The organism is Pseudomonas sp. URIL14HWK12:I5 (assembly GCF_900176445.1).
Lineage (GTDB): Bacteria > Pseudomonadota > Gammaproteobacteria > Pseudomonadales > Pseudomonadaceae > Aquipseudomonas > Aquipseudomonas monteilii.
The window spans coordinates 229,348-247,443 of record NZ_FWXQ01000006.1 but is presented as its reverse complement, the minus strand read 5'-3'; the positions used below and the strand labels follow the sequence as shown (position 1 = coordinate 247,443).

At 62.2% G+C, this 18,096-nt stretch carries 16 protein-coding genes and 1 pseudogene; 5 read left to right on the top strand and 12 right to left on the bottom strand.

What is annotated here, in order from left to right:
- Position 1 precedes the first annotated feature (1 nt).
- From B9A31_RS15940 to B9A31_RS15930, 3 genes are all read left to right on the top strand, one after another.
- Positions 2 to 202, top strand: a complete 201-nt coding sequence (locus B9A31_RS15940; protein ID WP_025754486.1) for a DUF1289 domain-containing protein — start codon at positions 2 to 4, stop codon at positions 200 to 202.
- Positions 203 to 253: 51 nt separating this feature from the next.
- A complete protein-coding gene (locus B9A31_RS15935) occupies positions 254 to 895 on the top strand; it encodes a LysE family translocator (protein ID WP_019096410.1) in 642 nt (213 codons plus the stop codon).
- 181 nt (positions 896 to 1,076) lie between these two features.
- Positions 1,077 to 1,865, top strand: a complete 789-nt coding sequence (locus tag B9A31_RS15930; protein ID WP_084297139.1) for a substrate-binding periplasmic protein — start codon at positions 1,077 to 1,079, stop codon at positions 1,863 to 1,865.
- Here B9A31_RS15930 and B9A31_RS15925 read toward each other — a convergent pair whose 3' ends face one another.
- Genes B9A31_RS15925 through B9A31_RS15910 form a run of 4 tightly spaced genes read right to left on the bottom strand, consistent with a single transcriptional unit; the run spans position 1,866 to position 6,967 of the window.
- The gene (locus B9A31_RS15925; protein ID WP_084297138.1) at positions 1,866 to 2,888 is read right to left on the bottom strand and encodes an XdhC family protein; all 1,023 of its coding nucleotides are present in this window, start codon (positions 2,886 to 2,888) and stop codon (positions 1,866 to 1,868) included.
- 12 nt (positions 2,889 to 2,900) lie between these two features.
- Positions 2,901 to 4,244 carry a c-type cytochrome gene (locus B9A31_RS15920; protein WP_084297137.1) on the bottom strand — a complete coding sequence of 448 codons (1,344 nt, stop codon included), beginning with the start codon at positions 4,242 to 4,244 and terminating at the stop codon, positions 2,901 to 2,903.
- An 18-nt stretch (positions 4,245 to 4,262) separates the two neighbouring features.
- The gene (locus B9A31_RS15915) at positions 4,263 to 6,512 is read right to left on the bottom strand and encodes a xanthine dehydrogenase family protein molybdopterin-binding subunit (RefSeq protein WP_084297136.1); all 2,250 of its coding nucleotides are present in this window, start codon (positions 6,510 to 6,512) and stop codon (positions 4,263 to 4,265) included.
- The gene (locus tag B9A31_RS15910; RefSeq protein WP_016715736.1) at positions 6,512 to 6,967 is read right to left on the bottom strand and encodes a (2Fe-2S)-binding protein; all 456 of its coding nucleotides are present in this window, start codon (positions 6,965 to 6,967) and stop codon (positions 6,512 to 6,514) included. The genes B9A31_RS15915 and B9A31_RS15910 overlap by 1 nt, the downstream gene beginning before the upstream one ends.
- A 245-nt stretch (positions 6,968 to 7,212) precedes the next feature.
- Here B9A31_RS15910 and B9A31_RS15905 point away from each other — a divergent pair, with 245 nt between their 5' ends.
- Together B9A31_RS15905 and B9A31_RS15900 are read left to right on the top strand one after the other, a co-directional pair.
- Entirely contained in the window at positions 7,213 to 9,399 is a 2,187-nt protein-coding gene (locus B9A31_RS15905; RefSeq protein WP_019098311.1) for an OsmC domain/YcaO domain-containing protein, read from the top strand.
- A gap of 250 nt (positions 9,400 to 9,649) precedes the next feature.
- A complete protein-coding gene (locus B9A31_RS15900; protein WP_028699604.1) occupies positions 9,650 to 10,465 on the top strand; it encodes a class I SAM-dependent methyltransferase in 816 nt (271 codons plus the stop codon).
- 268 nt (positions 10,466 to 10,733) lie between these two features.
- On the opposite strand, the pseudogene B9A31_RS15895 reads toward B9A31_RS15900, so the two are convergent.
- From B9A31_RS15895 to tssF, 8 genes and pseudogenes are all read right to left on the bottom strand, one after another.
- A pseudogene (locus tag B9A31_RS15895) lies at positions 10,734 to 10,994 on the bottom strand (contractile injection system protein, VgrG/Pvc8 family); the annotation flags it as partial.
- 74 nt (positions 10,995 to 11,068) lie between these two features.
- A complete protein-coding gene (locus tag B9A31_RS15890) occupies positions 11,069 to 11,593 on the bottom strand; it encodes an Hcp family type VI secretion system effector (RefSeq protein ID WP_019098308.1) in 525 nt (174 codons plus the stop codon).
- Positions 11,594 to 11,725: 132 nt separating this feature from the next.
- On the bottom strand, positions 11,726 to 12,589 hold the full coding sequence (gene icmH, locus B9A31_RS15885) for a type IVB secretion system protein IcmH/DotU (RefSeq protein ID WP_027615143.1): 864 nt from the start codon (positions 12,587 to 12,589) through the stop codon (positions 11,726 to 11,728).
- 1 nt (position 12,590) lies between these two features.
- Complete coding sequence (gene tssK, locus B9A31_RS15880) at positions 12,591 to 13,928, bottom strand: type VI secretion system baseplate subunit TssK (RefSeq protein WP_084297135.1); 1,338 nt, start codon at positions 13,926 to 13,928, stop codon at positions 12,591 to 12,593.
- 56 nt (positions 13,929 to 13,984) lie between these two features.
- A complete protein-coding gene (gene tssJ, locus B9A31_RS15875) occupies positions 13,985 to 14,785 on the bottom strand; it encodes a type VI secretion system lipoprotein TssJ (RefSeq protein WP_027609049.1) in 801 nt (266 codons plus the stop codon).
- Positions 14,782 to 15,351 carry an FHA domain-containing protein gene (locus B9A31_RS15870; RefSeq protein ID WP_019097027.1) on the bottom strand — a complete coding sequence of 190 codons (570 nt, stop codon included), beginning with the start codon at positions 15,349 to 15,351 and terminating at the stop codon, positions 14,782 to 14,784. Before B9A31_RS15870 ends, tssJ begins: the two co-directional genes overlap by 4 nt.
- A complete protein-coding gene (gene tssG / locus B9A31_RS15865) occupies positions 15,348 to 16,364 on the bottom strand; it encodes a type VI secretion system baseplate subunit TssG (RefSeq protein ID WP_019097028.1) in 1,017 nt (338 codons plus the stop codon). Before tssG ends, B9A31_RS15870 begins: the two co-directional genes overlap by 4 nt.
- Complete coding sequence (tssF, locus tag B9A31_RS15860) at positions 16,328 to 18,094, bottom strand: type VI secretion system baseplate subunit TssF (RefSeq protein WP_025753236.1); 1,767 nt, start codon at positions 18,092 to 18,094, stop codon at positions 16,328 to 16,330. Before tssF ends, tssG begins: the two co-directional genes overlap by 37 nt.
- Positions 18,095 to 18,096 lie beyond the last annotated feature (2 nt).

The following is an 18,096-nucleotide window of genomic DNA, read 5'->3' as shown; positions in this document are numbered from 1 at the left end:
GATGGCCAAAGACATCGAAAACCCCTGCGTTTCGTTATGCCAGCTCAACAGCGAGCTGTGCGTGAGCTGCGGCCGCACCCGTGACGAAATCCGCAAGTGGCGGGGCATGAAACGGCCGGAAAAGATGGCCACCGTGCAACGCGCGGCAACGCGGATGAAGGCTATCGTCAAGAAGGCAGCCAAGCGGCAGAATACCGACTGAACCCTCGCGCCCTGTACAGGGCCTTTCCTGATTTGCCTGAAGAGCCTGAAAATGGATGTTCACTCGCTGTTAGCGTTTACCCTGGTTGCCGCCATCGCGATCGCCAGTCCCGGCCCGGCCACACTCATGGCCATCAACAACAGCCTGGCCCATGGCCAGCGCAGCACGATCTGGTCGTCGCTGGGCAATGGCTCGGGCCTGTTCTGCCTGTCGGCAGCCGCCATGCTGGGCCTGGGCGCCCTGCTGGCCAGTTCTGAAGTGCTGTTCAATGCCGTGAAAATCCTGGGGGCGGGCTATCTGTTCTACCTGGGGGTGCGGCAGTTGCTGAAAAAAGGCCCGATGCTGGCGCAGGCTACTGCCGAGGGTGCGGCCAAGGTTCGCCCCTCGCCGCTGAAGCTCTACAAGTCGGCGTTCCTTACCGCAGTGACCAACCCCAAGGCGACCATGTTCTTCACGGCGCTGTTCCCGCAGTTCATCGACCAAGGGGCCGCACTGTTGCCGCAATTCCTGGCCTTGACCGGTATTTTCGTGGCGTTGTCGCTGGTTTCGCTGAGCTTGTATGCCGCGCTGGCTGCACGGGCGAAAGGCGTGCTGACCCGGCCGTCACTGTCGCGCTGGGTGAGCCGGGTGGTGGGCACTACCTTTATCGGGTTTGGTGCGGCGATCCTGGCGATGCGTCGTCAGGGCGCCTGAGTGCCAGAGAGGGTAATCGACGGCTCGTTCACCGTTAGCCGATGAAAGGCCCATCTACTTTTCGCACAGGGTCCAGACTGTCTGCAGCCCGCACAGATGAATGCTGCAGTTGATCACAGGATGTGGCAGCCTTTGGCCACCACGCCGGGTCACCGGATGTAACTTGTGCCGAGGGTTGTAGATGATCGAGCGTTGTTTTCGCCACGGCTTGCTCCTGTTGTCGTGCCTGCTGCTGCCGTTGGCTGCGGTAGCTCAAGAGCCTTGCCGGCGGTTGACCGCCACCGGCAACCCGGAGTACCCCCCGTACCTGTGGCGCGACCCGCAAAACCCCCAGCAACTGATCGGTGCCAACGCTGACCTGCTCAAGTACCTGGGCAAGCAGTTGGGGCTGGAGATCGAGGTGATTTACGTCGGGCCGTGGTCGCGCGCCCAGGAAGAGGTGCGCACCGGCCGGATCGACTTGATGGCCGGGTACTTCATGACCCAGGCCCGGCAGCAACAGATGGACTTCATCACCCCGCCATTTCTGCACACGCCCAGCGTGGTCTGGGTTCGCCAGGACAATGCCTTTGCCTACCACCAATGGGCAGACCTGAAAGGTCGCAAAGGCGGGACCTTGGTCAACAACAGTCACGGTCAGCAGTTCGACGACTTTGCCAGGGCCAACCTCATCCTCGAAGCAGTACCCAGCGCCAGGCAGGCATTCGAAAAACTCATGCACAAACGCAGCGACTATGTCGTGTACGAGCAGTACCCCGGCATGGCGCTGGCGCGCACCTTGGGTATTGCCAGCACTGTGCAGGTGCTGGAACCGCCAATCTCCAGCGAAGGGCTGTACCTGGCGCTTTCGCATGATTCGCCCTGCAATCGGCCGCATTTGCGTGAAGCGCTGGCGCGGCAAATGGAAAAGATCGTGGCCGGGGCGTTGCCGCAGCAGTTGTTGCAGCAGAACCTGAAGCGGTGGCAGTAATCAGCGAGGAAGGTGCGCGGCCTCCCGTGCGTGCTTGGCCCGGGTCACGTTGACCGCGCCAGGCAGGGTGACGTCGTTCTTCGCCGCGAGGATTTCGGCCATGACGCTGACGGCGATCTCGGCCGGTGTCTTGCTGCCGATGTAGATGCCAATCGGGCCATGCAAGCGTTGCAGCGACGCCTCGCTTTCGCCGAAGTGCTCGATCAGGCGTTCACGGCGCAGTTGGCTGTTGCGCCGCGAGCCGATGGCGCCAATGTAGAACGCCGGGCTGTGCAAGGCTTCGAGCAGGGCCAGATCATCCAGTTTGGGGTCGTGGCTGACGGCGACGATGGCGCTGCGCAGGTCCGGCGCGAAGGCGCGGACTACGTCGTCGGGCATGCCGGCCAGCAGGTTGACGCCGGGCACGTTCCAGCCTGCTGTGTACTCAGGGCGTGGGTCGCACAGCGAAACGTTGAAACCATTGAACAGGGCCATGGTGGCCAAGTACTCGGCCAGTGCGCCACCACCGATCAGCAGTAAACGATAGCCCGGCCCAAGGGTGCTGAGCATGTGTTGGCCATCGAAGCTGAACAGGTCAGGCGTGCTGGTGGGGGTAAGGCTGATATCACCGTTGTGCAGGTTGAGCCCGCGGCGGACCAGGCTGCCCTTATCGAGGCAGGCCAGCAGTCGTTCGAGGTGCTGCAGCGGCGGTGCGAACTCCAGCACAAGCTCCAGTGTGCCGCCACAGGGCAGGCCGAAACGGTGTGCTTCATCGGCGCTGACGCCGTAACGCACCACTTGAGGAAGGCCGTTGGGCATGCCGGGGCCGCCGTAGGCGGTGGTGTAACGGTGAATGAGGTCATCCTCGATACAGCCACCGGAGACACTGCCGACCACCCGGCCGTCACTGCGCAAGGCCATCATCGAGCCCACCGGGCGCGGGGAGGAGCCCCAGGTGCGGGCGACCGTGGCCAGCAGGACGCGGTGCCCGGCGGTGAGCCAGTCTCGGGTGGTGCGCAGCACCAGCAGGTCGATGCTTTCCATGGAGGCTCCCGTTCAGCGCATATGCAAAATGATCGGGCTACTGCTGGCCGGGTCGGTATGCCCACGCAACGTGCCCACCGCCTGTGCATTCACGACACCGCCCTGGTTTCCCCAGGCCGTGCGCACGAAGCTCAGCACATCGGCAATCTCCTGGTCATTCAGTTGCTCTCGGAACGCCGGCATGCGGTAGGCATCAGGCAACCCCGCCGTCACCACCCGCTGCGAACCGTTCAGGGTAATGTTGATCGCCGAAGCGTCTTCTTTCGCCAGCGCCGAGGTTGCCCCCGCCAAAGGCGGCATCCATTGGTCCTGGCCCTTGCCCTCCAGCCCGTGGCACGAGGCGCAGCGAGTCACGTAGGTATGTGCGCCCGGGCTGTTGAGCTGTGTTGCTGCCGACTCGGCCACGTACTGCCACGGCGCCCCATCGCGCTGCGGGTCGCCGGGAAGCGATTTCAGGTAGTGGGCGATGGCCCTCAGGTCATCGTCGCTCATGAACTGCGTGGAGTTGTTGAACGCCTCGGTCATCGAGCCGAATACGACGGCATGGCGGTTGCGGCCGGTTTTGAGAAACTGCGCAATCTCGTCTTCGCTCCAGCGCCCCAGCCCTGTGTTGTGGTCGGCACGCAGGCTCGGTGCGTACCAGCCATCGAGCAGGGCGCCCGCCAGGAATGGTTTGCCGCTGTCATCCAGCGCCTTTTCGTTGAAGGCCAGGCCACGGGGCGTGTGGCAACTGCCACAGTGACCAGGGCCCTGAACGATATAGGCACCCCGGTTCCACAGCGCATCCTGCCCGGCCTTGTCGGCGTAAGGCGTGGTGGCGGCGAACAGGCCGTTCCACAGGGCAATGGGCCAGCGCAGGTTCAGTGGCCAGGGGATGTCGCTGGCCAGGTTGGCCTGCCGGGCCGGTTGCACGCCGTGCATGAAAAATGCGTACAGCGCCTTTACATCGTCGTCACTGAGCTTGGCGTAGGACGGGTAGGGCATGGCCGGGTACAGCCTCCGGCCGCCGGGCGCGACACCCTGACGCACGGCGCGGTCGAAGTCGGCGAGGCTGTAGCTGCCGATACCGTTGTCGCGATCAGGGGTAATGTTGGTGGCGTGAATAGCCCCCAGCGGGGTGGCCATTTCCAGCCCGCCTGCGAACGGTTTGCCGTCCGGCAGGCTGTGGCAAGCCACGCAGTCGCTGAGCCGGGCCACGTACTCGCCACGGCTGACCAGCGCCGGGTCGGCGGCACTGGCCTGTGCATCGACGAACGGCGAGGCAGGCTCGCGGGTGACATACCAGGCCATCAGGCCTGCCGCGACCAGGCACGGCAGTGCCAGCCAGCCAGCGGTTCTTGCGAAGCGATGGGTCATGGGGCGATCCTTGTGCGGTCAGCTGAAGGTATGGCGGCTCAACGGCAGGCTGCGCACGCGCTGGCCAGTCAGTTGCGCGACGGCGTTGGCCACCGCCGGGGCTACGGCCGGCAACGGAGGCTCGCCAATGCCGCCCATCTTCGCCCCGCTTTCGACAATGCGCACATGCACCCGGGCCATGCGTGAAGGCGGCAGGATCGGGTACAGGTCATAGTTGCGCGCTCGTGGTTTGCCGTCCACGTATACCGCCTCTTCCACCAGCGTCTGCGACAGGCCCAAGGCGACGGCGCCGTTCACCTGATGCTCGATGATCGCCGGGTTGACGATGCTGCCCGGGTCGATGGCTTGCCAGATGTCGTGCACCTTCACCTGGCCGTTCTCGATCGACACCTCGGCGATGACTGCTGCCTCCGAGCCGAATGGCGAGGCCATGGCCACGCCGCGTGCCCGCTTGCTGCCATCCTCGGCGGTGAACGGGCCGCGCTTCCAGCCACCGGACAGGTCGGCGACCGCGTTCAGCAGATTGGTCAGGCGCGGGTTGTCGCGCAACAGGTGCAGGCGCAGTTCGAACGGGTCCTTGCCGCCTTTGTCGGCCAGTTCGTCGAGGAACGACTCGTAGAAAAAGTCGTTCAGTGAGTTGCCCACCGAGCGCCAGTAGCCGAGCATGGCCGGGCCTTTTACGTAGATCTGCGCGATGCGCTTGTTGGCGATGGCGTAGGCCTTGCCCGACAGCCCTTCAAGTGCGGTCGGGTCGATCTTTTCACCTTGTTTGCCGGCCAGGGCCTCGGTCGGGCCTTCGGTGGCGCTTACCGCTTCGAGGGCCACTGGCATGCCGTCGGCATCCAGGCCGGCGCGGAACTTCACCACGGCGACCGGGCGTAGCACATCACGCAGGAATTCCTCTTCGCGGCTCCAGATAAGCTTCACCGGCCGCCCGACCGCCTTGGCCAGTGCGATGGCCTGCGGGTAGGGGTTGGCCGAGTCGTACAGGAAGTGGCGGCCAAAGAAGCCGCCCAGCAATGGCGAATGCAGGTTGATCTGCGCAGCCTCCAGGCCTGTACGTTTGGCAATGTCGTCGCGGAACATGTCCGGTGCCTGGTTGGGCAGCCACACGTCCAGGGTGCCGTCCGCGTTGAAGCGGGCGAGGGCAGAGGGCGGTTCCAGCTGGGCATGGTTCAGGTACTGGTTGTGGTAGCTGGCCTCTACCTTGGTCTTGGCGTTGCTCAAGGCACCCGTGATATCACCCTCGTTCTCTTCATCACGTGCCGGGCCCTCGACCGTGGCCAGGTGCTCGCGCCAGCCATCGCTGGAGAAGTCTGCCGGCATCGCCCGCACCTTGGTGTCGGCGGTCGCCTCTTGCCAGTCCACCTGGATAGCCTCCACCGCGCGTTTGGCATGCCACCAGCGTTCGGCGACCACGGCGACAGCGCCCGGTAACTGATGCACGGAATGCACGCCCTTCATGGCCTTGACCTGCTCTTCGTTGCGCAGGCTGCCCACGGTCATGCCCAAGCGTGGCGCGTGCTGCACGGCGGCGTGGAGCATGCCGTCGACCTTGATGTCGATGCAGTACTGCGCCTTGCCGGTGGACTTGTCGTAGGCATCCAGGCGACGCACTGGCTTGCCGATCCAGCGAAACTGGCTGGGGTCGCGCAATTTGACGCTGTCCGGGGCGGGTACTGGCAGGTCCATGGCGCGGCCGGCAAGTTCGCCATAAGGTACTGAGCTCCCGCTCATGGTATGTACTACGTTACCCGGTGTGGTAGAGAGCTCCTCGACCGGCACGCCGAGCTGTTCGGCGCCCGCCTGCAGCAGCATGGCCCGGGCGAGGGCACCCAGGCGGCGCATGGTCGGGTAGCTCATGCGCACCGACATGCTGCCGCCAGTGATGCGCATACCGTTTTCCATGACGACATAGGCTTCGCCCGGTGGAGCGGCGTCGACCACGAAATGGGCAGGGTCGACATCCAGCTCTTCACCTACGATCTGCGCCATGGCAGTGAAGGGCCCTTGCCCGCCCTCCATGAAGGGGCTGAGCAGGCGCACCGTGCCATCCGGGCGAATTTCAAGAAACGCGGGCACTTGGGTGCCGCGTTGCGGGGCGGCTGCAATCGCCGCCTGCACGCGTGCTGGCCCCATTGGCAGGCCGAATCCCAGCACCAGGGCACCGACGGCCGTGCCGGCAAGAAAGCGCCGACGCGACAGGTTGACGGTTTCGCCCATTTGCAGCTTGAGCAGTTCGGCCGGTGTATCGACGGGCGTGTTCATCAGGCCTGCTCCCCTTGGGCCAGTGCATTCACGGCAGTATGGATGGCGTTGTAAGTGCCGCAGCGGCACAGGTTGACCATGGCCGCGTCGATCTGCGCGTCACTGGGCTTAGGGGTGTGCTTGAGCAGCGCCGTGGCCGCCATCACCTGGCCGGACTGGCAGTAGCCGCACTGGGCCACCTGGTGCTCGACCCAGGCCGCGACCACCCGTTTGCCGACGGCATCGGCTTCGATTGCCTCGATGGTGGTCACCTCGCGCCCGACCACACCGGCCACCGGGGTGACACAGGCGCGTACTACGTTGCCGTCCACCAGCACCGAACAGGCGCCGCACTGGGCCAGGCCACAGCCATACTTGGTGCCGGTCAGCCCCAGGTCGTCGCGGATCACCCACAGCAGGGGCGTGTCGGCGTCCACCTCGACCTGGTAGGTCTTCTGGTTGATGCGTAGTTCCATGGTTCACCTGCCAATCATCGGTTGCTATCGCTGTGTTTTTTCTGGGCGGGGAATACGTTGTTCCCCAGAGAAGAAACGCTAGCACAGGGGGATGACCGCTGGTCTGGTGGCGGGGGCAGGTTCAGAGGATCAGGCAAGCAATCCGGTGGAATGCGCAAGCGACGAGGTAAACAGGACTTCCAGGCTGAAAACCCGGATAATGCCGGCCACTTTCGTTTTGCACGCTTAAATCACGGTAAACCCGCATGGAAATCAAGGTCAATTTTCTCGACAATCTCCGTCTCGAAGCCAAGTTCGACGACTTCACGGTGATCGCCGACCAACCGATCCGCTACAAGGGTGATGGTTCGGCCCCAGGCCCGTTCGATTACTTCCTGGCGTCTTCGGCCTTGTGCGCGGCTTACTTCGTCAAGCTGTACTGCCAGACCCGCGACATCCCCACCGAGAACATTCGCCTGTCGCAAAACAACATCGTCGACCCGGAAAACCGCTACAACCAGATCTTCAAGATCCAGGTCGAGCTGCCCGAAGACATTTCCGAGAAGGACCGCCAGGGCATCCTGCGCTCGATCGACCGCTGCACCGTCAAGAAGGTGGTACAGACCGGCCCCGAGTTCGTGATCGAAGTGGTCGACAACCTCGACGCCGATGCCCAGGGCCTGCTGATGCCGGTGTCGGACAGTACCACCTACATCCCTGGCAAGGACCTGCCGCTGGAGCAGACCATCGCCAACATGTCGGGCATCCTGGCCGGGTTGGGGATGAAGATCGAGATCGCTTCGTGGCGCAATATCGTGCCCAACGTGTGGTCGTTGCATGTGCGTGATGCGCAGTCGCCGATGTGCTTCACCAATGGCAAGGGTGCCACCAAGGAAGCCGCGCTGGCATCGGCGCTGGGTGAATTCATCGAGCGCCTGAACTGCAACTTCTTCTATAACGACCAGTTCTGGGGCGAGGACCTGGCCAACGCGCCGTTCGTGCATTACCCGAACGAGCAGTGGTTCAAGCCTGGCCCACGCGATGCGCTGCCCGCCGAGATCCTCGACGAGCACTGCCTGGCAATCTACAACCCCGACGGTGAGCTACGCGGTTCGCATTTGTACGACACCAACTCGGGCAACACGGCGCGCGGCATCTGCTCGCTGCCGTTCGTGCGCCAATCGGACAAGCAGGTGGTGTACTTCCCGTCCAACCTGATCGAAAACCTGTTCCTCAGCAACGGCATGAGCGCTGGCAACACCCTCGCTGAAGCGCAGGTGCAGTGCCTGTCGGAAATCTTCGAGCGCGCGGTCAAGCGCGAAATCCTCGAAGGCGAGCTGTGCCTGCCGGATGTGCCGCAGGACGTACTGGCCAAGTACCCGGCCATTGTTGCCGGCATTCAGGGCCTGGAAGAACAGGGCTTCCCGGTGCTGGTCAAGGATGCTTCGCTGGGTGGCGAATTCCCGGTCATGTGCGTCACCCTGATGAACCCGCGCACCGGCGGCGTGTTCGCCTCGTTCGGCGCCCACCCAAGCCTGGAAGTGGCACTGGAGCGCAGCCTTACCGAACTGCTGCAGGGCCGCAGCTTCGAAGGGCTGAACGACCTGCCGCAGCCGACCTTCGAAAGCCATGCCCTGACCGAGCCGAACAACTTCGTCGAGCACTTCATCGACTCCAGCGGTGTGGTGTCGTGGCGCTTCTTCAGTGCCAAGGCGGACTTCGAGTTCGTCGAGTGGGACTTCTCCGGCCACGGCGAGGATTCCAATATTCAAGAGGCCGCAACCCTGTTCGGCATCCTCGAAGACTTGGGCAAGGAAGTGTACATGGCGGTGTACGACAACCTGGGCGCCACCGCCTGCCGCATCCTGGTGCCGGGCTACTCGGAAATCTACCCCGTCGAGGACCTGATCTGGGACAACACCAACCGCGCCTTGTCGTTCCGCGCCGACATCCTCAACCTGCACAGCCTTGAAAGCCGCGCCCTGAAGCTGCTGCTCAAGCGCCTGGATAACTGCGATGTGGATGACTACACCACCATCACCACACTGATTGGCGTGGAGTTCGACGAAAACACGGTGTGGGGCCAGCTGACCATTCTGGAACTGAAGCTGCTGATCTGCCTGGCAGTGCAGCGCTTCGAGGAGGCCAAGGAACTGGTCGAGGCGTTCCTGCAGTTCAACGACAACACTGTTGAGCGCGGGCTGTTCTACCAGGCCCTGAACGTGGTGCTGGAAGTGCAACTGGATGACGAGCTGGAGATGGACGACTACGAAGCCAACTTCCGCCGCATGTTCGGCAACGCACGCATGGATGCTGTGCTGGGCTCGTTGGATGGTAGCGTGCGCTTCCATGGCCTGACCCCGACCAGCATGAAGCTCGAAGGCCTTGATCGCCACCTGCGCTTGATCGAAAGCTACAAGAAACTGCACGCAGCCCGGGCCAAGTTCGCCTGAGTGCACAATCGGTTGCAGGGCTCGCAGCCCTGCCCGATATCCTGACGCCTGCGCGTTTACTGTGGGAGCGGGCTTGTCGAACCGCCGCGAACACCGGCGCAGCCGGTGCCATATATCGCTTTGATCACGGTCCTATCCCCAATTCGCCTTTCCGCTTGGCCTGAGAGGCGCGTAACATTTTGCTCCCCAAATCCATGGCGCGTTAACCGCCAGAAGGACCTCGGCCGCGCACAGCAAAAAGGCGCAGACCATGACCACCCCTTTGGATACCAATGCCCTCAAAGCCCGTCAGCAAGCCGCCTGGGCCAGCGGTGACTACGCGGTAATCGGCACCACCCTGCAACTGGTTGGCGAGCGCCTGGCAGAAGCCTGTGACCTGCGCTGGGATGAGCAGGTGCTGGATGTTGCGGCCGGTAATGGCAACGCCACACTGGCGGCTGCCCGACGCGGTTGCCGCGTCACCTCCACCGACTATGTCCCCGAACTGCTAAAGCGTGGCGAAGAGCGGGCACGGGCCGAACACCTGAATGTGCTGTTTCAGGCTGCCGATGCTGAAGCGTTGCCGTTTGCCGATGGCACCTTCGATGCGGTGCTTTCCACGTTCGGTGTGATGTTTGCCCCTGATCAGGCCCAGGCCGCACGTGAGCTGGGGCGGGTATGCCGGCCCGGTGGTCGTATAGGCTTGGCCAACTGGACCCCGCAAGGTTTTGTCGGGCAGATGTTCAAGACCCTCGGGCGGCATGTGCCGCCCCCCGCCGGGGCCTTGCCGCCCTCGCGGTGGGGTGACGAGGAACAGTTGCGCGTGATGTTCGAAGGGGTGCTGGGTGAGCTGAATGTCAGTCGCCAGCACTTCAACTTCCGCTACCGCTCGGCGGCGCATTTCATCGAGGTTTTTCGTACCTGGTACGGGCCGGTGCACAAGGCGTTTGCTTCGCTGGATGCGGAGAAGGCCAGTGCTTTGGAGCGAGACCTTGCTCAGTTGCTGGATGACTGCAATGTGGGAGGGCCTTCATCGTTGGTGGTGCCCAGCGAATACCTTGAGGTGGTGATCATTCGCGGGCGGTAGCCAACACACCTTCAAAAGCCTCGGCGGGTGGGGGTGCCGCGCGGACATTGAAGAGCTTGCAGATGAGGTACCAACAGATGGCGACGGTAAGGTTTCGGGGCCATGGGCCATGAAGTGGCGCAGATGCCATTTCGTGTCAACGTCAGTTATACCAAGTGACAAGGCCTGCTCGGCAGATAGTAACTTTGGTCCGTAATGCTCGTTGTGCCAAGCGTAGACTTGAGTTTGTAGCGAGGCGAAAGCAGGGAGTTTCTTCTCATAGTCCAAGGTGATGTCGGGGTTCGCCCTGGCTGAAGCTGCTGACCAGGCCGTGTACGTACCGTACGGGGCGTTCACCCTGCCAGATGGTGAACAGCACGGGTTTGTCGAGCAGGTGGCCGAAGTCGATGCCGTGTTCGAAGCTGATCAGCTCCAGGGTCAATGTAAACGGTTGGCTGAGCGCTTCTTCGAGCTTGAATGACACCACTTCGAACTCAGCGTTGCAAACGAGTGGCTGGAAGCTTTATCGCAAGTCAGATTGGCTGGGCATAAGCAGTCCTTGTCGGCCGTCTGAGGTTTCAGAAGTCCGGGCAGGCTGGCCTGCCCGGTTGCCGTACTGTCAGATCACACGGCTGTCTCTTTGGGCTTGCGCCAGTCATCCGCGCCTGCGGTGCTTGCAGTGAGGTGCTCCCACTCGATGCCGCGGTAAGCCATCGAAACTTTGAAGAACTGGGTGAAGTCGCTGTTGCCCTTGTCCTGCACGTGTGGCATTTCAAGGTCGATGTCGATGATTACCGCGTCGATCAGTTTGGTCGTGAAGAACCGTTCCTGTGTGCCTTCGACCGAGGTCCGGTACCAACTGAGCTCGACGTTGGGCAGCATTTCACCGCTGGACAGCGCGCTGTACAGCAGCGGAACTGCCTTGTTCAGGGCGCAGGTGATAATCAGCGGCCCATGTACCCGCTGGCCTGCTGGCTGACCACTTTGAGGGTCCGTGGGCACGGTGATGCGGTGTTTGACTTCCTGCACCAGAATCTGGTCTTCGTGGCCTTCTACGAAAATGTTGCCGACGGAGTCGGCAGTGAATGCACCTGCGGTGATGTTGCCTTGTGTCTTGCCTTCGATCTTGATGTAAGCGGGTGTTGGCATGGCAGTTTCTCCTGCGTCCATGTGGATTAGCACGCACACCACAGGTGGCGTGGCCATCGAAAACGATGGGCTTTTCAATGAGGCAGATGCCTCGCTAATGGGGTGAATTCGGTGGGTGCATGTAGCCTTCGCCTACTGCTGCAGGATGGCGTTTAGCGACTCCAGTACTTCGGTGGTAATCAGGTGCAGCCGGTAGCTGTAGATGCCGTAGGCCACCGCCATGGCGATGGCGGAAATCACCAAAGGGCTCCACCAGGGCCATTGCCGGTTCATGCGGAAGTTGCGTGGGGCCACATTGGTGTAGGGGTCGCAGACTTCTTCAGGGGTGGGGCCACGCAGTTCGCGGATGATCCCGTGCAGTTGGTGAATGAGTGCAGTGATGGTTTCTTCACCTTTCGGCGCCAGCGCATACTTGCCCCTCAGCCCAAGGCAAAGGGCGAAGTACATGAACTCCAGCACGTCCTGATAACGCTTGGGCTCCTGCATCAGGCGCGAGATCACGGTGAAGATCTTTTCTCCGCCCCAGGTCTCGTCGTGGAAGATGCTCAGCAAGGGTTCCTGGCTCCAGCAGCTGCTTTTGCCCCAGGGCCGCTCCATGACGGCTTCGTCGATGAACAGGCACAGGCCGTAGGTATACGCCAGCAGCTGAGCAGGCTCGTATCCGTGCTGGCGCATTTCTTCCTGAATGTTGTCGATCTGGTTGCGCACTTGCTGGTGCACATCTTTGATATTTGGCAATTCGTCCAGCGTACGCAGGCGTATGACCAAGCCAAACAGCGGTGATGCGGCATCCAGCATCAGGTTGGCGAACCCGCCCCGCAGCTGAAACTGCGGGTCGGCGGGATAGCCTTCGTAAACAGGCTCAGGCTTTTGCGCAGAGGCTTGTGCGTTGGCCGGCGCGGCCTGGTCGTCGGGTGCTGACGGTTTAAGGGTTGTAGTCAGCTGACTGACTTCAGCATTTGTTGCATCGGTGCGGGTAGTCGTGTCATCTGCCATATCACTGACTCCTGATCGCCCAGAACTGCAGTTCGAGGCCCGGGAATTCGCCCGCAATGTGGAGACCAAAGCCATTGGCCTCGGCCATGCACGCCCAGGCCGGGTCGCGCCTGTTCACTTCGAAGTAACTGAAGCCCGCGTGAAAAGGCAGGTCGCGCGGCGCCACCGGCAAAGGCAACAAGGGGATGCCCGGCAGTTGCAGCGGCACCAGGTCGTACAGCGACTCCAGTGAGGTGATCTTGGCTTTCTGGATGAACATCTGGCGCAACACCTGCGGTGGCAGGTCGGCGCGCACGGCAAGGATGAAGTCGGCTTCGTCGATCAGACGGCGGTCTTCCAGCCTGGTCGTCATCACACCGAACGCTTCGTTCACCAGCGGCAGTGAAACGGCGCGCGGCTGCAGGACGGTGCTCAGGGCGCGGCGCAAGGTGTCTTCCAGCGGCTTGAACGAAGTACGCAGCGCCGTGTGGTGGTACGCGGGGTAATCTTGCGGGAGCCTGTTTTCGTCGGTGAACGTGACAAACTCGCCACAGGCCTGGCTCATGCACAGGTAAAGCTGCTCGGGATGCGTTTGCGCTTGCCGGGCCAGGTGCTGAAAGCACGGCCACCAGCGGTTCATGGCCTGCAGCAGGTTGAAGTCGCGAATGTCGGCGATACCGGACTGGCCCGAGGCGCCAATACGCTTGGCAAGGCCTCGCGCTCGCTCGCGCAGGGTGTTGGTCATTTCGTCTAGGAACCGCTGCAGTGCCGGCACCGCTCGCACCGACACGCTGGTGGGGTAGAAGGTTTCGTCCAGTTGCAGGCTGCCGTCGGGGCGCCGCTCCAGGATGCGTGCCATGGCCAGGCGTGTGTAGGCACTGCTGTCATCAGCCTTGCGTTTTAGCTGCAGGTTGGGCATGGCAAGGTCTACCTGTACCAGGTCACCGTCCGCAGAATGGGTGTCCTTGATCTCCTGTGGCTGGGCGGTGTAGCGGAAGTTGGCGGCATTGTCGGGCCAGCTCACTTCGCAGCCGCCCTCGGTGCGCAGCGGCAGGCACAGATACACCTCGCTGTCCTTGCACGCGTCGTCGTCGATTTCCAGCGGTGGCGGCGGCGGCAGGTCGGCGGGGATGTCGAACACCGTGCCGTCCGGCATGACGCCCCGCGCCCGGGTGATGGCGATCTTGCCCAGGCTCAGGTACTCGTCGTTCAGCTGTAGCTCGCTAAAGCCGTAGTAGGCTGCGTTCAGGCTGGCAAGGCGCTGGTGGAGAGCTGCTTCACCCGCCCGGGCTGCTTGCTGGAAATGCTGTGGTTTTACGAACAGGCCTTCGGGCCAAAGAACGGGATTGCGTGAACTCATGGGCACTCCGTGTCAACGTGAGTAAGCGGGAAGGGCAAAGGGGAGTAGACGTGTCATCAATCTTCTTCCTTGAGCACGATGTGCGTGTCGTTGACCAACACCGACAGCATGATCTGGCGGCCACGCGGCGGAATGCGCAGCACTTGCCGCCAGCTGGCGTCCTCAAGGCCTCGGTAGTCGGCAATCACCGCCACGAAACGGGTTTCGGCATGGATGGGTTCGAACGGGATGTACTTGAACTGGCCAGGGCGCAGCAGGTAATCGTCATCACGGATGTAGGTACTGCGCAGGGCTTTGGCCGGGTCCTGGTCCAGCAACTGGTACACGGTGTTACGCAGTAGCGAGTCGTCGCGCAGCTGCAGGATCTTGATGGCAATCGGCGTGGCGACGGGTTCCGAGGCCACGGTTGTGGTGTGCGGCAAGGTCAACGTTACGGTCGGGTCGTCGTAGCTGCCAGGGGTGCTCTCTTCCAGAGGAGAGCGAGCCGGTTCATCGTTGCCTTCCTCGTCCACCTCGACGGGGGACATGGCTGGAAACTGCTCGTGCAGGTACTCCAGTAGGGTCACGATCTTTTCCGTCAGTGCATAAGGGTCGCCCGCACTCAGGGTGACGGCGTAGGGGCTGGGCTCCAGGGTGCTGTGCTGTTCTTCGGCCGCTACCTCAAGGCTGTTCGGATTACCATTGAGGGTAGGGCTCGCGTTGATGCTGAACGCAACTTGGGTCGGGTGATCCTTCGGCGGCCCGATGGGCAACGTGTGGTCCATGGCAACTTGGCCCATCCTGCTTAACGAGGTGCAGCCGGCACCCCCGAACATTGCAACCAGCAGGGCCGCGACCAGCAACGGTTGGCGGGTCATGGGCGGTCTCCGGCAATCAGCCGCAGCAGCGGGCTCGACGGGGAAGCCTCTGACTCAGCGGCTGCATCCAGCGCTGCCAAGGGATCGTTGCCCATGGTGGGCTCGAAGGCCGAGCAGATCTCGGCAGCCGGTTGCGTAGCAGAGGGTTCGATCGGCCAAGAGGCTGCTGTTTCTTCGGCGATCAGGCGGTCGAGTACCCTCTGATCCGGATAGAACATGTCCTCCAGCGAACGCGTGGCGGCGGGGTCCTGGGCGTACTGAACCTGTAGCCGATAAGCACCCACCCGAAGCTGGTCGCCTTCAAGCAGGCGTCTGGGTGGGTATGCACCCAGGCTGGTGGCGCTGCCATTCAGATAGGTGCGCTGGCAGTGATCGATCACACAGAAGCTGCCTTCTATCCAGCGGATCTCGCAGTGGATGGGCGCAACGCTCTGATTAGGATCGTCGAGCTGCCAGCTTGTCTGTCCGCTGCCAATGGTTCCGCCCTTGCAATCGAATCGGTGCCTGGCGATAACGCCATGTCGCAGTTGGTCCAGGTTGGTGATGCTCACGGTCAATGTGTTCATGAGCGCCCCCTGAACCGTACAACGGGACTGATCTGGCCATGCCGGTCGTCGATGAAGCTGGTCCAGCCCAGGTAGGCGCCCTGGCTGCGGTGCAAGCAGAAGGGTGACAGCGCGTTCTGCTTCAGGCGCAGCTCCAGGTCGTAGGCAAGGCCGTCACGCAGCAGAACGTCGATCAATGCACGCAAACGGCCGAAGTTGATGCCGCTGGGTAGCAGGTCCCGCAGTTGCGCCTGGTCGAGTTCGCTGATCACGATGGTGAACTTGCTGCTGCGTGTGCGTGTACGGCTGCCGATCATGAACGTGCTGCCCAGCTGGCCGTTGGCGCGCCCCAGGCTTACGCGTTGCCCGGCCGCAGTGGGTACCGAGCGGGTTTCGAATTCGCGGATCTGCACATGCTTGAGGTCGAAGCAGTGCGCAATGATGCCGGCCACGGTGCCTGGCGCACGGCTGCGGCTGGCGATGACCCCGGCAAAACTGAGCAGGCGGCTCCAGGGCAGTGCCGTATCCCCTCGCAGTTGCTTGTCGTTCAGCCCCAGCAGGGCAAAAACGTACTGCGAGAACCCGTCACGGGCACCCGGCTGGAAGCGGATGTAGTACCGGTATTTGCGCCAGCTGCGGTGCAACAGGCTGAGCAGGTAGTGGTTGAAAAAGTCGAAGAATGCCGGCCGTACACCGATGCCTTGCGCATGTTCATAGGCCACCTGCTCCAGGTAATAGGTGGGCAATGGTGAATCGGTACCGTGTAACCCGAGGAACGTGGCAACGACCCGGTAGCGCGCCTCTTCGTCGGGCATGCGTTGGGCTTTGTAAACGTCCGATACGGGGAAGGTCAGCCGTGGGTCACAGGCCAGGCGCACGCGCAAGCGGGTAGCCTCGTCAGGCCAACGGGGTTCCAGATCGTCGCCATGCAACCCATGCAGCCGCTCCAGCAACTGGAAGAAGTTGTACTGGTGCGCCTCGGCGAGCAGTCTGTCGGCTAGATCAGCGGTTGTTTGCCGGTCTGTATTGGCCATGTGTAGTGCTCGTTGTTGGTGATGTTGATCACTTCCAGCTGATGGAAGGAATTGATGCTGGCGTACAAGGCAAAGAAGTGGGCAAGCACGCAACTGAACAGGTACAGGTCGCCTTCGCAGAGGAAGGCGGCCTGGTCCAGCTTCAGCCGGGTGTGCAAGCCGCGAATGGGTTGCCCCTTGATAAGCCAGTCCATGGGCTTTGTATGGATGTCGCGCATGCCGTCCAGGCGCTTCTGGGTGGTCCGCGCCTGCTGGATGTCGTGCAGGGCGACGAAGTCGTAGGCGCGGATCACCGCTTTGAGCGGCTCGACCGAGAGCAGGGACAGGTAGTTGAGCGACATGTTGGAAATCAATGCCCATTGCAACTGGCCGTCCAGCACCGGGCGACAAGGGCGGGTGGGCTTGCAGATGTTGGTGTACGTGGCCAGTGGCGGCGTAAATTCGGTACGCGCGTTGATGTCACCAATGCCCAACGCCAGCGGCAGGTCTCGGTTGGTGCACGTCAGGTCGATGGACGCAGTTTCCAGCTCGCCGATATAGCTGTTGGCATCGGCACGAACGAAGGCGATGCGGTGCGTGACGCCATCGCCGCGCAGGCACGCCTCCACCTGGTAGCGGTAGTACAGCGCAGTGCGTCCTTGAACGTGCTCGATCTCATGGGCGAACGACTCGAAGGGACGGAACGTTCGCAGGTGCTCACCGACACTCCCGTCGGCCGTCGTTCGCGTGCTGATGACCTGGTCGACACTGAAAATTTCGTAACCGTGCGGCTCGGCTCCCTTGGGTTTCAGTGGGGCCAAGGCGTCCTCGCTGGACAGGTCGATGGGCTCGGCACTGTGCTGAAACAAGTTGACTGCAGGTGCGCAGAACAAACTGAAATCTGCGTTGCTGACACGCAGTGTGTCGGGTAACTGGCGCGTGAAGTGAAACTCGAGGCTTACCGCCAGGCTGTCATGCGCTGGCCAGGCTTTATCCAGCCCGGTAACGCTGAAAAAGTGGAAGCGCTGGGGGAAGACAAAGTACTCCTGCAGGATCCTGTAGCCATCAAAGACGTTCTGCGGGTAGGGCAGCAAGGCGTCGTCGGGGCTAAAGCCCGGGAAGGAGATGCTGCCGGCCGGCAGCCGACGAACTTCACCCTTGACGATCACGTTGATGTGCTTGAGGTATTGGGAAACCCACAGGTACAACGTGCGGGCGGTGCGAATATCACCGCTGAGGTAGAAGTCGAGACTGGAGCAGCCCAGGCTGTTCAGTGGCCGGTCGACCAGTGCCTGCAGTCCGATGCGGATCACCGCGTTATCGAGTGTCTGGGTTGCACTCACCGTGTCGATCTTGAACGGATGAATGTTCACCGCAGTGCACGTGCGGAACTCGCAGGCTACGCCGTCCACGGGTTCCGAGCACAACCTCGACCCCTTCGGAATGTGCTGTGACTGACTGAGGGACTGCTTGACCGGGGTGAACTGGATGATCGTCGCGCTGGGCAAGGGCCGCAGGTAATTGGGCCACAGCAACTGCAGCATGGGGTGAGTCAGCTCCGGCAGGTCGTCTTCCAGTTTGAGCCGCAGTTTGGCGGTCAGGAATGCAAAGGCTTCCATCAGGCGTTCGACATCGGGGTCACTGGCACCTGTGCCAAGCAGCCTTGCAAGTTGTGGGTTGTCCTTGGCGAAGTCGTTCCCCAGTTCGTGCAGGTAACGCAGCTCTTCGCTGAAGCGGTCTTTCAGTGACATCG